The sequence below is a fragment of the Desulfosarcina ovata subsp. ovata genome (assembly GCF_009689005.1).
Lineage (GTDB): Bacteria > Desulfobacterota > Desulfobacteria > Desulfobacterales > Desulfosarcinaceae > Desulfosarcina > Desulfosarcina ovata.
Window position 1 is genome coordinate 3,926,339 of sequence record NZ_AP021879.1, and the last position, 14,126, is coordinate 3,940,464.

Below are 14,126 nucleotides of genomic sequence, written 5' to 3' on the forward strand. Positions count from 1 at the left end.
AAAGGGGACCAATGAAAATAATACGGATCAACATGACGGATCAATCCATTCATTATGAAGATGTTCCATCCGAGTACCAAATGCTTGGGGGGCGTGGCCTTACGTCAACGATTATCAGTAAAGAAATTGTTCCTACTTGTGATCCTTTAGGGCCTGAGAACAAATTGATCATTGCACCCGGTTATCTCAGCGGAACCGTTCTGGTCAATTCAAGCCGATTGTCGATAGGAGCAAAAAGTCCCCTGACCGGCGGGATAAAAGAGAGCAATGTGGGCGGCACCGTGGCATCCGATTTGGCCCATTTGGGAATAACAGCGATCGTGATCGAGGGAAAGCCGGCAAATACCGATTACTATCTCCTTAAAATTGATGGCGCTGGAAATGCTGAGCTTATGGATGGCAAAAAATTCAAGGGGAAAAGGACCTATGAACTTGTAGAAACGTTAAAAGGAAAATTCCCCCAAACAAGCAGTATTACTTGTATCGGGCCGGCTGGAGATCAAATGCTGACGGCAGCTTCGATTCAGACCACAGACGCAGACGGTCGTCCCTGTAGAGCGGCAGGACGAGGCGGTTTGGGTGCTGTCATGGGTTCAAAGGGGGTAAAGGCCGTTGTTGTTGCCAAAGGAGGCAAGTTGGCAGATCCGCTTACGGATCCAAATGGGTTTAAAACGGCAGCACAAAACTATGCCAAGGCCATCAGAGATGATGACGGTACGGAAGTGTTGGCGGAGATTGGATCAGCGATGCTAGTGGCGCCGATTAATGCGGTGGGTGCTCTTCCGACTTGCAATGCCAGAAAAGGCCAATTTGATGAAGTTGAAAAAATTACCGGTGAAACCATGGCAGAGGTGATCAAGCGCAGAGGTGGAAAAAATGCCCATAAGGGATGTGCCCAGTGCATCATTCGATGCTCTAATGAGTATGTGGATGAAGCTGGAACGTATATCACCTCATCACTGGAATATGAGACCATCTGGTCCATGGGTGCCATGATTGGCAATAGCGATCTCGATGCAATCGCCAAGATGGATTTTCTATGTGACGATATTGGTCTGGACACCATCAGTACGGGTGTGGCCATAGCGGTTGCAATGGATTCCGGGTACAAATCCTTTGGTGACGCACAAGCCGCCATTGAGATGATCGAGGAAGTCGCCAAGGGATCGGCAATCGGAAAACTTATCGGCAGCGGTCCGGGGGCGGTTGGCGGGTATTTCAAGAACGACCGGGTGCCTGTGGTAAAAAACCAGAGTATTGCCGCCTATGATCCCCGGGCCCTTCAAGGTATGGCAGTTACCTATTCAACGACGCCCATGGGGGGCGATCACACGGCTGGATGGGTTGTTGCCGATAACATTGAAGCTTGGGGGGGAACGCTGGACCCGTTTTCAGCCGAAGGGCAGGTCGAAAATTCCAGAAAAAGTCAAATCAACATGGCAGCGGTTGATACGGTGGGTATCTGCGATTTTGCACAATCCGGATTTTCAGCAGGAATCGACAATGTTTGTAACATGGTAGCTGCCAAATCAGGCAAACCCTTCAGGGAAGAAGACTGGACCGCTTTGGGTTTACGAATCCTGAAAGCGGAGAGAGAATTCAATCGTAATGCCGGCTTCACCAACAAGGACGACAGACTACCCAAAATGTTCTATGCGGAGCCGCTGCCACCTCACAACAAGGTTGTGATCATCAGCGACGAGGAGATGGACCAGACCTTTGATTTTTAAAGGGTCGAATATTTGATTTCAATAAACACCGATGAAAATACGAGTCAGATTGTACGGTACGCTAGGAAACGATATCCCCGATCATGACCGGCGAACCGGTAAACGGGTGGCACTTCCAGATGGATCGAAGGTGAGCGATCTTATCGCCCACCTGTCCATCCCACCGGGAAAAATTGGAATTATCACGGTCGACGGGAACTTGGCCAAAGCCTTCGATACGCTTTTTGAGGGCAATTACGTCTGTATGTACCATCCCATCGCTGGCGGATGAATATAGTGTTTTTGGGATGCGTTATCGGTCGTCGCAGTATTACAATACGACTTTCTTCCTTAAGGCCTTGCCAAAAACATTATTTTAAACACTGTCTATAGACAAAGAAAGGCGTTATGCCAAAAGATCCCATCCCGGCCAAGCGTCACTCTTTTACCGCCCTATTGACCCTCTGCTGTCTGATTACCTTTGGCTGCTACTTTGCCGTTTCCATGCGGCTGCCGGTGGTTCCGCTGTATGCCCGTGGCTTCGGTGTCAGCACCTCTCAAATCGGGATGATCAATGCCGCCTTTTTCCTCATGGCCGGCCTGTTGTCACTGCCCTCTGGAATCCTCTCCGATCGTTTGGGCCGCAAGCGCATGGCTGTTTGCGGCACTGTGGTTCTCTTCATCGGTATGCTGCTACTCTGTTTCAGTCGATCGTTTTTTTCTCTTGCCGGTATCTATCTGCTTCTGGGCGTCGGCATGGCGGCGTTCAGCCCCACCATGATGTCCTGGGTGTCGAAGATATCGCCGTTGACCCATATCGGCCGGGCTTACGGCTGGTATACCACCGCTTTATTTTGCGGAATGGGCATGGGACCCGCGGTCGGCGGTGCTTTGGGGGAGTGGCTAGGGTTCAAACCAGTGTTTCTGATCGCTGCAACATTCGTAGCCGTAACGATCTGGGCGGTCCTTTGGTTTTTGCCCGCGCGGAAAACAGTTTCCGATCACACCATCGGAAATCCGAGGCAACCGCTTAATTGGAGGCCGATACTCACCAACCGTCGGCTCATTGGCTGTTGGCTGGCGGCCTTCGGGGCCAACATCATCGCCGGCTCCTTTTTCAGCTTCTTGCCACTTCTGGCACACGACAGGGGACTCGACGTGGGCCAGATCGGTATCGTCTACCTCGTCCAGTCGTTAACCAATGCGTTGTCAAGGATTCCCTTCGGCACCATCAGCGACCGCATCGGACGACGCAACTACCAGGCGCTCGCCGGTGTGGTGCTGGCATCCTTATCCATTGCCATATTCGCACCGGCGGTAACCTTCGTCCATTTTCTCTTGGCCGCTTCCAGCTTGGGGGTAAGCCTGGCCATCGCTTTCACCTCCCTTGGTGCGCTTATCGCTGAAACCACGGAATCTCGTCTTCTGGGCCTGGCCATGGGCGGCTACAACAGCTTTATCTATTTCGGTCAAATGGCCGGTTCCATCGGATTGGGGCCTCTGATCGAGGCCATGGGCTTTGGCGCTGGGTTTCTGCTTGCCGGTGCATTCAATCTCTTTCTTGTCTGCTTTTTTGCGTGGAGCATGTTGGAGAGATCGCGAGACAATCAGAAAATATCCCCATGACATTTAGGGATAACAGGTTTCATCTACTTCATGCAGTTTTTGCAGATGCCGTCGATGCGGACCTCAATTTTGTCGATGCGGCCGGGAAAGGTCTTCTGGAATGTATCGGTGTCTACCTTGAGGCTTTCCGGGGTCAGACAGTCCATCTGTCCGCAACGCGTGCAGTAAAAATGAGGATGTGGCGGATGGTTCGGGCTGGGGGCCATGCCGTAGTAAAACGCCCGGCCGCCGGTGCTGATCCGGTCTATGATGCCATGGGCCACGAGCAGATCGAGGATGCGGTAAACAGTTACCCGGTTGATGCTGCCACGGCGTTCCAGGGTAGTGTAGATATTGCCGGCGGAAAGCGGATAGCTGTTGTTGCCGATCACTTCCAGGACGCCCAGTCGGTTGTCCGTGGCTTCCAGCCCCGCGCCATCCAGGAGCGCCTTGTAGTCGCATTGGTTACACATTTTGTCGCCTCTGGGGGTCGAAAATTGAATCGCACCCGCAAGCCAGGTCCGGATTGGCCGCCTTTTTTTTCCGGATGGAAAAGATTCGCTGAACCAGCATGTTGAGAAAAAAGAAAAGACCGGCCACCAGAATGATCGATGCCCCGGAAGTCAGGTCGAAGGCGTAGGAAATCCACAACCCGCTGATGGTGAAGGCCACCCCCAGCAAGCTCGATCCGACCATCATTGTCAGCAGGGAACGGGCATATTTCTCCATGATGAACGGCGGAATGGTCAAAAGAGCGATGACCAGAATCAAGCCCACCACCTGAATCACCATTACTACGGTGACGGTCAGCATGGCGATAAGCATGAAGTAAAGCAGGGTGACCGGTACGCCACGGATCCGGGCAAACTCCTCGTCATAGGAGAGGGCCAGAAGATCGTGGTAGTAAATGGCCACCAGGACCACGATGCCGATACCCATGGCCACCATGATCCACAGGTCGTTGTCGGGGACGGTGAGAATACTGCCGAACAGGTAGCTCATCAGATCCACGTTGTAGCCGGGCTTTAGGTCGATCAGGATGATACCGATGGCCATGCCCACGGCCCAGAGTACCCCGATAATGGTGTCGCTGCGGTGTTTGGCCTTCAGGGTGACGGTGGCCATGATCATGGCCGCGGTAAGCGAGAAACCAAGGGTTCCCACCAGATAGGGCCAGCCCATGTAGAATGCCAGCCCGATCCCGCCATATGCGGCATGGGCGATGCCTCCCGAGAGAAAGACGATGCGGTTGACCACCACCAGGGATCCCATGATGCCGCAGATGATGCTGGCCAGCAGGCCGGCGGTCAGGGCGTTGCGCATGAATTCAAACTGCAGGGCATCGATCATGGATCACTCCTCGTGTTGCCGAAGCACGCGGTGGGGCAGGCGGCCATGGGTGACCAGTTCCACGGGGCAGACCTCTTCGACGGTGCACGGGTACATGGCTTCCATCATGTCGCCGGTGATTTCGGCTTGGTGGTGGTAGTGCAGGCGACGGTTGACGCAGGCCACGGATTTGACATAGGTGGAGATCACCAGAAAATCATGGCTGACCACAATGATGGAGACCTCCTGGTTGAGCCTTTTCAGCAGCTGGTAAAAATCGTTTTGCCCCTTGGAATCGATACTGGCCGTGGGTTCGTCCAGCAGCAACAGCCGGGGATGGGTGACTAGGGCCCGGGCGATGAAAACCCGCTGGCGCTGGCCGCCGGAGAGTTCGCCGATGCGACGCTCGGCGTGTGCGGCCATGTCGATACGCTCCAGCGCTTCCAGGGCATCGCGGCGATCCCGGGTCTTGTTTTTGGACCAGCGTCGGCCGGGGGCCAGTTTGCCCATGAGCACCACATCCAGCGCGGTGATCGGAAAACGGCGGTTGATGTTCACGTCCTGGGGCACATATCCGATCTGGTGCGAAACCTGGGTGGGGGCTTCACCCAGAATGCGGATGCTGCCGCGGGCCGGTTTGAGCAGCCCCAGCATCAGCTTGAGCAGTGTCGTTTTGCCGCCCCCGTTGGGGCCGATCATGGCGACAAAGTCACCCTCGAAGACGTCGATATTGACATTCTCCAGAACGGATTGGCCGTTATAGGCGAAGTCCAGGTTTTCGATCTGGATGATGGGGGACGCCTCCCCCTGATCATTCAAATGCACGTTTGATCTCCTCTGCCGTTTTACGCAATTGGGTTGCCCAGTCGCCGGCCAGCGGGTCGACCACCACCACACGGCCATCGATGGCCTTGGAGATTTCACGGGCGCTTTTTAAAGAAAACTGGGGTTGCACGAATACCACCTTGATGCCGCTTTCCCTGGCGTGCTCGATCAGCGCCATGAGTTGTGCCGGCTTGGGGCTTTTGCCCTCGATTTCGATGGATACCTGCCGCAGCCCGTAGGCGTGGGCGAAGGTCCCCCAGGAGGGATGGAACACCATAAATGACGACCCCTGGAGTCCGTCAAAATCGGCTCGCAAACGGGCGTCAAGATCGACCAGTTCCAGCATGAACGCCCGGTAGTTGGCTTCATAACCCGAACGGTGGTCAGGGTCAACCGTCTCCAGGGCGGTCAGTATCGAGCGAGCCTGGAGCATCACCAGGGGAGGCGACAGCCAGATGTGCGGATCGCGGCTGCCGTGGTCGTGCTCGGCGTGCATCTCGGATGAAACCGCTTTTCCGCTTTTATCGGTGTGGGGCATTGCATGATCGTCATCCGCCGCGTCGGGATGATGGTGGTGGGCGGCCATGGGCAGCTTGAGGATGCCATGGTCGGTATGCACGACCGTCAGATTCGGATTCATGGCCGTAATTTTGCCCAGCTTGGCCTTTTCGAATTCGATGCCGATGGCGAAGTAGAGCCTTGCCTTTGACAGAGCCACCATCTGCTGGGGTTTGGGCTCGTAGGTGTGCGGATCGGCACCCGGCTCCACCAGTACCTGCACGTCCACCCGGTCCTTGCCAATCTGTTGCACAAAGTAGGCTTGGGGGGCGACGCTGACGAACACCGGGATGGGGTCTCCGGCCCAGGACCTGCTGATAAAACAACAACAAGCTGTCAAAACAACAAATAGCGAGGCTTTAAAATACTTCACCATTGATCCCCTTGTGTTGTTGGGTTGGTTGATGGGAACAAAATCAGTCTATGCAAGTCTATTGCATTGGGTAGGGATTGGCAAGGGGCGGGGCAAATTAATTAATCATAGGGGGGCTAAATCCGCTTGCAGAGGATGGTAGGGGCGAAATATTTTTCGCCCCTACGGTGCCCGATACAGTTGGTCAAGCGTCCATTGCACCGGATTGTTGCGGATATATTCGCGCAGGCCGCTTAATTCCGGTTCGCTGCGAATGATGTGTTCCCAGTAGTTGCGTTGCCAAACCTTTGCACCGGGTGTGCGGCGCATTTCGTTGATACGCCGGGTGACGGCGGATTTGAATGCCCGGACGATCGTCGGCAGTGAACCCGCAACCGGTTTTCCAAATTGCTCGCGGGTTGTTGTAGGGGCACGGCGCGCCGTGCCCCTACGAGGCCGAAGGAACACGATTCCGTGAAAATGATTGGGCATCACCACCCATTCATCCAATTCGATTTCATTGCGAATGACGGCCGTTTGGATCCATTCGTCGGTGACGATGCGGCCGGCATCATTCAGTTTCATGTGGCCGTCGGTGATATCACCGAACAAACACACCTGCCCGTGGGTGCAAAGGGTAATGAAATACGCCCCGGGCGAGGAATAATCGTATCCCTTGAGCCGGATGGATCGGCGTTTGTGGATGGTGGGATCGTAATTCATTTAAATCCCATGGGATATGATAAAAGGGCACGGCGCGCCGTGCCCCTACGGAAGATCCATCGTTTTAAATAATTCCGGCATCCGCTTTTTTCACCCACCCGATCTTGTCCGCGGTGTAGCAGATGAGCCGGTAGTCACCGGACTCCCGCTCCACGCGCACCCGGGTGCCGGCGTGCAGGACGAACAGCTGGGTGGCGGTGTCGGTGAAACCGGAACGTACGGCGACCTCCTCGGGCAGGATGATCGCATCATGCATGTGGGCGGCTTCGATATAGTTGAAGACCGCAGTGGCGGTGAAGATCAGGGCGGCGGCAGCGGTCAGGAGGGTGCCGGGCCGCAGGAGGCGTTTTTTACGCACGGCCAGAACGGCCAGGGCCGTCCACAGGGCCGCGTTGAGCAGCAGGGCCGCCCAGCGGACGCTGGCCGCGCTGAGCTGATATTTCCAGAAAAAGAGAATGCGCAGGAGCGGCGATTCCTTTTCACCCGGCTCGTCCCGGGTCAGGGTCAGGGCGTAGTTGTAATTGAAGTGCAGATCCGGGTTGCCGGGGATCCGCTTCAAGGCCCGTTCGTACCACAAAATGGCGTGGCCGACGTCATCGTTCTTCAGGTAGGCATTGCCCAGGTTGTAAAACAACAGGCCATTGTCGATGCCGCCATCGGCCAGTCGTTGGAATGCGTCGATGGCCGCCGGCCAGTTGCCTTTCTGATACGCGGCGGTGCCGTCCATGAACGTATGGGCGTCTTCAATCGCCCAGGCGCCGACGGGAAGATTCAGGAGAAGCAGAATCCACAAGGTGAAGGAGATCCATCGTCTCATCGTGCCAGCCTCCGTACCACCTGGCGGGTCCGGTCCAGCAGATCGCTGCGTGTTTCGCGATCCAGCTTGCCGCCGGAGTAGTTGAACGATTCCACGGTTTCCAGAAGCCGTGCGGCCGATTCGGCGTCGGCCGAGTCCCAGCCGATTTCGGTCAGCCGTGTGCGCGCCTCCGACCAGGTCAGGGAGGTACCCATGGCCCCCTGCCGGCCGAGGATGGCCGATACCAGGGCGCGGTAAAGGGCCGAGAGAAAATCGGTGTCGGTGATGTCGCCGGCCGCAGCGGCTTTCAGGGCCTGCCGGGCCCGGTCGGCCATGATCCGTCCCGGGGATTCATCTTTTTGCATCATGCGCAGTGCGGTGCGGGTGACAAAGAAGCCGATCATCGGCAGGCCCAGCAGCATACCGAAGATCAGCGGTGACATGGATCGCCGGGTTTGCAAGGCCTCCAGCCCGGTCTTCAGCGGCAGGATGTCCCGGCCGGTGAATTCGACCTGCTTCTTGAGCGACTGGGGCTGATCCGGTGCCGCCCGGAAGACGTCGATGTCGGTGGATGCCGTTGCCGAGGGGCGGACCTGAATGTCGCTTGGCGGTGTGGAGAGGGTGCGGTAGGCGCCCTCGGCCACATCGAAATAGGTCAGGCGGATGGGCGCGATGCGGTACTGGCCGGCCTTTACCGGCACCAGGGCCGTACGGAAGGTTTTGCTGCCGCTGTAGCCGCTGGCGTCTTTCTGCACCGTCTCTTCGGGGTTGTCCGCATAGGTCTTGAATTCCGACGGTGCGGGGACGGCCGGTGGCGCGCAGTCCATGATGTTGCCGCTGCCGCTGACGGTGACACTCAGCGTTGTGGAATCGCCCACCTTTACTTCGCTTTGGTCCAGGCTGGCCTTGATGTCAAAGTGTCCCACCAGGCCGGAAAAATCCATTCCCGGCGGTCTGACGGGAAGATCGCGGACCTGAACGGTGACGGGATCGCTCTGCAGCACGCGGGTGGTCATCTCACCGCGCCCGAAAAAGGCGTCCATACCGGCAAACGGCCTGGGGCGGCGACTGCGCTGCATCAGGCCCACCTGCAGTACGGCCGGCGCGATGGTCAGGGTGCCGGTTTTCACCGGTACCAGGATAAAGGTGACCTCGGTGACGATGAACTCGCGGCCGTTGATTACCGTTCGATGGGATTGTCGATCCTCGATCTCCTCGGCGTGAAAGCCGTCGAATGACGGCGCCTGGAACTTGGCGTCGGCAATCTGGACCGCATTGAAAAGCCGGAAGGTGTAGACGATCTGCTGGCCGACCCAGGGCGCGGCCTGGGAGACTTCGGCGGTCACATACACATCGCGCCGGCCGCTCTCCGCCGGTGGTTCTTTTGACACCGTGATGCGGATGGGGGCGGTATAGTGGACTTTTCCGTCAATGGTAACGGGAATGGCCGGGATGGTCAGGCTGCCGGCCGCCAGCGGAACCAGCGCATAGCTATGGATCAGCTGCCGTGAGGTGCGGCCGTTGATCATCTGGAAACTGCTGGTGGACCCGCGGGAAATGGTCTTGAAGTCACTGAGCCCCGAGAGGTCGACCTCACCGTCGCCCCCCTCGATGGATACCTGCAGGCGGATCGATTCGCCCACGGTGGCCTGGTTGCGGTCCACCACGGCGCGCACACTGGCGGCCTGGGCGGCCATGGCCGTCGCCAGCAAGATGAATACAGCGATTGTAGTCTTATTTATTATTGACGTCATATTAGAGCGCCGTCCCAATTACCAGTCCTTCTCCACCCGTTGGCTACCGGTGGCCGGCATCAGGGCCCGTCCCGGTTGGTCCTGCAGGCGGTTGAGCATCCGTTCGGCCTGGCCGGGATCGCCGGACGGCTCTCCTGGCTGGGCCGGTTGGGATGAAGCGGACGCCTGCTGATCGTCTTCGGGCTCTTTGGACTGAGGGGCACCGGACTGATCCGCCGGTTGTTCCTGGTCCTTCGCATTGCCTGATTCAGGTTGTTTTTTCTCCTGCTCTCCATCCGAGGGGGGATTCTGGGCTTGGTTTTCCTGCTGCTGCTGCTGTTGTTGTTGCTGATCCTGTTTTCCTTCGGATGGAGCGGATGGCTGCTGATCCTGTTGCTCCTGATTTTGTTCCTGGTCTTTCTGGTTCTGCTGGCGGTCACCTGACTGTTGCTGCTTCTGCTGCTGTTCCAGCGCCTTTTTGACGAATTCGATATTCTCTTTGGTCAGCTTGTCCTCCGGGGCCAGGGCCAGGGCCGCTTCGTAGTCTTCGATGGCCTTTTTGGCGTTCCCGCGCCGGAATTCGGTATTGCCCAGGTTGTACAGGGCTTTCTGCTTCAGCGCCTTGTCATCGGTTTCGATAACCTTCTGATAGTGTTCGGCAGCCGCATCGAAATTGCCGGTTTTATAGTAGGCATTGGCCACGTTGTAAAGCGACTCGGGTTTGTCCGGCGCATTCAGCTGGGCGTCGGTGAAGTGTTTCAGGGCTTTATCGTACTCCCCCTGCTGGTAGGCTTCGATTGCCTGGCGGGTGTCGTTGGCCTGGGATGGGGCCGCCGGCAGGAGCATCAGGGCCGCCAGCAATGTCGTGGCCACCGTTTTGCGGGTGACCGGCAGCATCAGTTCGGCCACCAGGCAGGCCAGGGCCAGGGCCAGGGGCCACTGGAAGCGGTCTTCCCACACCTGCTTGCGGCCCGAGGTTACCGTTTCGGCGTCCATGGTGCGGCGGATCTCGTCGGTGTAGATGGCGTCCAGGTCCATGTCGCCGGCCATGGAGCGCACATAGGTGCCGCCGGTGACCACGGCCATTTTCTTGAGGGTGGTTTCGTCCAGCCGGGAGAGGACAATCTGCCCGCTGCGATCCTTTTTGAACCCGCCGTCGGTCTCGGGAATCGGTACCCCGTCGCTGCTGCCCACGCCGATGCAGAACAGTTTGATCGATTTCTCCTTGAAAGTCTCGGCCGCCGCAATCGGGTCGCCGCTGCCGGTGTTCTCTCCATCGGTGATCAGGATGACGGCCTTGTCCGCAACACTTTTGGGATCGAAGCTGTTCATGGCCGTTTCCAGGGCGCCGGTGATGTCGGTGCCGCCCACCGGCAGATAATCGGGGGAGAGAGCATTCAAAAAGAGATTGAAGGCGTCGTAGTCCAGGGTCAGCGGACATTGCAGAAAGGCGGTGCCGGCAAAGGCCACCAAACCCACGCGGTCCCCCTGGAGCATGCCCAGAAGGTCGAATACCTCCCGTTTGGCGCGTTCCAGGCGGGAGGGCTGGATGTCGGCGGCGGTCATGGACCGGGAGCAGTCCAGGGCGATGACGATGTCCACACCGCGCTGGTGGATCTCCTGCCAGCGGTAGCCATATTTGGGTCCGGCCAGGGCCACGGCGGTAAAGAGCACCGCCCCGGCCAGCAGGGCTCCCTTGATCCAGCGCCGGACGGCCGCATCGTATGGCGCGATGGCCGCCAGACCGTGATCCGAGGCGAAACGGCGCAGGATGTGGCGCCGCCGCCGCATGCCGTAGACAACGGTCAGCAGCAGCAGGGGGACGGCCCAGATGAAGAACAGCATTTGGGTTCTGAAAAAACTCATGGCACAACCAGGTAGCGCGTATTGCGCAGGACTATATAAAGGGGCAGAAGAAGAATCGCCGGGACGAGCAGCCAGGGGTAGATCTCGCTGTAGTCGGCGAAGATGTCCACCTTGACCTCGGTCTTCTCCAGTTTGTCGATGGTGGCATAACCGTCCTGCAGCCCCGCCAGGTCTTCGGCGCGAAAGTAAAGCCCACCGGTTTTTTCGGCAATGGCCTTGAGCGTATCCTCGTCGATGCTGACCCGCTGGTAGACATAGCGTTCGCCAAACAGCGGATCCTTGACCAGAAAGGGGGCCTTGCCCCGGGTGCCCACGCCGATGGTGTAGATCTTGACACCCTTCTCCCTGGCAATATCACCGGCGGTTTCCGGCGAGAGTTCGCCGGCGTTGCTCTGGCCGTCGGTGAGCAGGATGATGATGTTGGACTTGCTCTTGATGTCGCTCAGCCGCTTCAAGCTGATGCCGATGGCATCGCCGATGGCCGTGCGCTCACCGGCCGCCCCGATCTTCAGTCGGTCGAGGATGCTGACCAGGGTATTGTAATCCCGGGTCAGGGGCAGCTGGGTGTAGGCGTGGGTGCCGAAGACCACCATGCCGATGCGGTCGCCGCTGCGGCCGGCAACGAATTCCTGCACCACCCCCTTGACCGCCTCCAGCCGGTTGACCACGCGGCCCTGCTTCTTGAAATCGAGGGCCGCCATGCTTTCGGAAAGATCCAGAGCCAGCACGATGTTGACCCCCTCGGTGAGCACTTCGGTGCGCTCGGTGCCCCACTGGGGACGGGCCAGGGCCACGATCATGAGAACCAGCGCCGCGTACTTGATGGCCGGGACCAGCGGCCGAAGGCGCAGGGCCGTTGACATGGGAATCCCGGCCAGGGGAAAGAGGGCGCTGCTGGCCATGGTCGGGGGGCGGTGGCGGCGGTGGCGATACCCGGCTAGCAGCGGCAGGAGCAACAGCAGCAGGAAGCACCAGGGAGAGGCGAATCGCAGCATGGATCAGGCCTCCCCCGGTGGCAGCGCTTTGGGCGCATCAACCGGATCGGCCTGGTTCGCTTCGGCGCCACTTTCCGGCGTAGTCTGGCGGACGAAGCCGCGGACGAAAAAGAGGTCGGTTTCCATCTGTTTCTCCTCTGCGCCCAATCCCCCGAACTTGACCGGATCCATGGCGCGACAGAGATTTTTGAGCTGGCGGGCCAGTTCGCCGTCGATGGGCAGCCGGTCGACGCAGGGCACGAACTCTTCAGTGGTCATCTCGGGGGCGCCTACGGCATAGCGGCCGAACACATACTGCCGCAGGATCGCCGACAATTGAAAATAGAAGGCCTTGCCGTTTTGCCCACGTACATCGCTGATCGTGTCCAGGGCCTGCATGGCGACCATTTCCGGGGGCAGTTCGGGAACGATGGTTTCGATGGCCCGTTCTTTCCGGTGCCTGCGCCACCACCACCAAAGGGCCGCGAGAAACGCGACCGCCGCCAATGCCAGCAGCACGGGGATCAGCCAGGGCGGCAGGTCGACCCCGACGGGTACGGGCGGGCGGATATCGTGGATATCGGTCATGGGCGCCGGTGTGTCCGGCGCTGCCGGGGTTGAGGCCGTGGGCGGGGCGACTGGTGCCGGATCCTCCGCGGCCAGGGCCGGAGAAACTGGCCAGATGGCCAGCCACAGGATCAGGCCAATAACGATGGTTGCCGCGTGTCTCATCGTCGACGCCGCTCCCGGTAATGGAAATAGCGCACCAGGGCATCGGCCGCATCGCCGTCCGTGGGCATCTCGATACAGTCCGTATCCATGGCCTTGTGGGTGTCGAGAATTCGATCATGAACCGCCTGGCGGCTGGCCTGAAAGCGCTGCCGGGTGGCGCGGTCAGCGGCGTCCAGATAGCGAACGGCACCGGTCTCCAGATCCTTGAGGGCCACGATGCCGCCGTCGGGCAGGTGGAATTCGCCGGGATCGGTCACCAGTACGCTGACCAGTTCGTGCTTGCGGGCCGCCGAGCGGATGCGCAGGGTGGTCGACCGGTCGAAGCGTTCGGTGAGAAAATCCGAAACCAGAAAGGCCACCGTACGCTTGCGGCACACCCGCGCTAGGAAATCCACGGCGGCGACGATATCGGTGCCGGTGTGCCGGGGCTGGAAGGTAAAGATCTCGCGGATCAGCCGCCACACATGGGCCGATCCCTTTTTGGGCGGAATGTAGCGCTCCACCTGGTCGGTGAAGAGGATTGCGCCGGCCTTGTCGTTGTTGCGGATGGCATTGAAGGCCAGGATGGCAGCGATCTCGGCGGCGGTCTCGCGTTTGACGCTGTCCGTGGTGCCGAAACGGCCCGAGGCACTCATGTCAACCAGGAGCATGACCACCTGTTCGCGTTCCTCGCGGTAGCGTTTGATGAAGGGTTTGCCCATGCGGGCCGATACCTTCCAGTCGATGCTCTTGACGTCGTCGCCGGGGGTGTACTCGCGCACCTCTTCGAATTCGATGCCCGCCCCGCGGAAGATCGAGCGGTACTGGCCGGCCATGATGGTGTTGACCATGCGGCCGGTTTTGATGTGAACTTTCTTTATTTTTTTGATAATTTCGGGAGAGAGCATAGAATATGATAATTTCGTAAGATTCGCCTGCCTCGTC

General features: G+C 58.5%; 14 protein-coding genes. 3 read left to right on the forward strand and 11 right to left on the reverse strand.

Annotated elements, in window-relative coordinates; all coding sequences use genetic code 11:
- Positions 1-11: 11 nt before the first annotated feature.
- The 3 genes from GN112_RS17400 to GN112_RS17410 all read left to right on the forward strand — a co-directional run bounded on the left by GN112_RS17400 (position 12) and on the right by GN112_RS17410 (position 3,335).
- Entirely contained in the window at positions 12-1,730 is a 1,719-nt protein-coding gene (locus tag GN112_RS17400; RefSeq protein WP_155311378.1) for an aldehyde ferredoxin oxidoreductase family protein, read from the forward strand.
- 31 nt (positions 1,731-1,761) lie between these two features.
- On the forward strand, positions 1,762-2,001 hold the full coding sequence (locus GN112_RS17405; RefSeq protein WP_155311379.1) for a ubiquitin family protein: 240 nt from the start codon (positions 1,762-1,764) through the stop codon (positions 1,999-2,001).
- A gap of 116 nt (positions 2,002-2,117) precedes the next feature.
- Entirely contained in the window at positions 2,118-3,335 is a 1,218-nt protein-coding gene (locus tag GN112_RS17410) for an MFS transporter (RefSeq protein WP_155311380.1), read from the forward strand.
- 23 nt (positions 3,336-3,358) lie between these two features.
- Here the strand turns inward: GN112_RS17410 and GN112_RS17415 are convergent, their stop codons facing one another.
- From GN112_RS17415 to GN112_RS17465, 11 genes are all read right to left on the reverse strand, one after another.
- Positions 3,359-3,787 (reverse strand): Fur family transcriptional regulator, encoded by a 429-nt coding sequence (locus GN112_RS17415; RefSeq protein ID WP_155311381.1) that lies wholly within the window; start codon positions 3,785-3,787, stop codon positions 3,359-3,361.
- The gene (locus tag GN112_RS17420; protein ID WP_155311382.1) at positions 3,780-4,664 is read right to left on the reverse strand and encodes a metal ABC transporter permease; all 885 of its coding nucleotides are present in this window, start codon (positions 4,662-4,664) and stop codon (positions 3,780-3,782) included. Before GN112_RS17420 ends, GN112_RS17415 begins: the two co-directional genes overlap by 8 nt.
- A 3-nt stretch (positions 4,665-4,667) precedes the next feature.
- Complete coding sequence (locus GN112_RS17425) at positions 4,668-5,468, reverse strand: metal ABC transporter ATP-binding protein (protein WP_231717049.1); 801 nt, start codon at positions 5,466-5,468, stop codon at positions 4,668-4,670.
- Positions 5,455-6,312, reverse strand: a complete 858-nt coding sequence (locus tag GN112_RS17430; RefSeq protein WP_231717050.1) for a metal ABC transporter solute-binding protein, Zn/Mn family — start codon at positions 6,310-6,312, stop codon at positions 5,455-5,457. The genes GN112_RS17425 and GN112_RS17430 overlap by 14 nt, the downstream gene beginning before the upstream one ends.
- A gap of 249 nt (positions 6,313-6,561) precedes the next feature.
- The gene (locus GN112_RS17435; RefSeq protein WP_155311385.1) at positions 6,562-7,101 is read right to left on the reverse strand and encodes a transposase; all 540 of its coding nucleotides are present in this window, start codon (positions 7,099-7,101) and stop codon (positions 6,562-6,564) included.
- Positions 7,102-7,165: 64 nt separating this feature from the next.
- On the reverse strand, positions 7,166-7,918 hold the full coding sequence (locus tag GN112_RS17440; protein ID WP_155311386.1) for a tetratricopeptide repeat protein: 753 nt from the start codon (positions 7,916-7,918) through the stop codon (positions 7,166-7,168).
- Positions 7,915-9,651, reverse strand: a complete 1,737-nt coding sequence (locus tag GN112_RS17445; RefSeq protein ID WP_155311387.1) for a BatD family protein — start codon at positions 9,649-9,651, stop codon at positions 7,915-7,917. The genes GN112_RS17440 and GN112_RS17445 overlap by 4 nt, the downstream gene beginning before the upstream one ends.
- Positions 9,652-9,669: 18 nt before the next feature.
- A complete protein-coding gene (locus GN112_RS17450) occupies positions 9,670-11,496 on the reverse strand; it encodes a VWA domain-containing protein (protein ID WP_155311388.1) in 1,827 nt (608 codons plus the stop codon).
- Positions 11,493-12,491: a VWA domain-containing protein gene (locus tag GN112_RS17455; RefSeq protein WP_155311389.1), complete on the reverse strand. Its 999-nt coding sequence runs from the start codon at positions 12,489-12,491 to the stop codon at positions 11,493-11,495. Before GN112_RS17455 ends, GN112_RS17450 begins: the two co-directional genes overlap by 4 nt.
- A gap of 3 nt (positions 12,492-12,494) precedes the next feature.
- Positions 12,495-13,202 (reverse strand): DUF4381 family protein, encoded by a 708-nt coding sequence (locus GN112_RS17460; protein ID WP_155311390.1) that lies wholly within the window; start codon positions 13,200-13,202, stop codon positions 12,495-12,497.
- Positions 13,199-14,089 (reverse strand): DUF58 domain-containing protein, encoded by an 891-nt coding sequence (locus GN112_RS17465; protein WP_155311391.1) that lies wholly within the window; start codon positions 14,087-14,089, stop codon positions 13,199-13,201. Before GN112_RS17465 ends, GN112_RS17460 begins: the two co-directional genes overlap by 4 nt.
- Between the last annotated feature and the right edge of the window lie 37 nt (positions 14,090-14,126).

Coding starts and splice junctions, on each gene's coding strand:
- GN112_RS17400 (WP_155311378.1), top strand. CDS start 12: ATGAAAATAATACGGATCAACATGACGGATCAATCCATTCATTATGAA.
- GN112_RS17405 (WP_155311379.1), top strand. CDS start 1,762: ATGAAAATACGAGTCAGATTGTACGGTACGCTAGGAAACGATATCCCC.
- GN112_RS17410 (WP_155311380.1), top strand. CDS start 2,118: ATGCCAAAAGATCCCATCCCGGCCAAGCGTCACTCTTTTACCGCCCTA.
- GN112_RS17415 (WP_155311381.1), bottom strand. CDS start 3,787: ATGTGTAACCAATGCGACTACAAGGCGCTCCTGGATGGCGCGGGGCTG.
- GN112_RS17420 (WP_155311382.1), bottom strand. CDS start 4,664: ATGATCGATGCCCTGCAGTTTGAATTCATGCGCAACGCCCTGACCGCC.
- GN112_RS17435 (WP_155311385.1), bottom strand. CDS start 7,101: ATGAATTACGATCCCACCATCCACAAACGCCGATCCATCCGGCTCAAG.
- GN112_RS17440 (WP_155311386.1), bottom strand. CDS start 7,918: ATGAGACGATGGATCTCCTTCACCTTGTGGATTCTGCTTCTCCTGAAT.
- GN112_RS17445 (WP_155311387.1), bottom strand. CDS start 9,651: ATGACGTCAATAATAAATAAGACTACAATCGCTGTATTCATCTTGCTG.
- GN112_RS17450 (WP_155311388.1), bottom strand. CDS start 11,496: ATGAGTTTTTTCAGAACCCAAATGCTGTTCTTCATCTGGGCCGTCCCC.
- GN112_RS17455 (WP_155311389.1), bottom strand. CDS start 12,491: ATGCTGCGATTCGCCTCTCCCTGGTGCTTCCTGCTGCTGTTGCTCCTG.
- GN112_RS17460 (WP_155311390.1), bottom strand. CDS start 13,202: ATGAGACACGCGGCAACCATCGTTATTGGCCTGATCCTGTGGCTGGCC.
- GN112_RS17465 (WP_155311391.1), bottom strand. CDS start 14,089: ATGCTCTCTCCCGAAATTATCAAAAAAATAAAGAAAGTTCACATCAAA.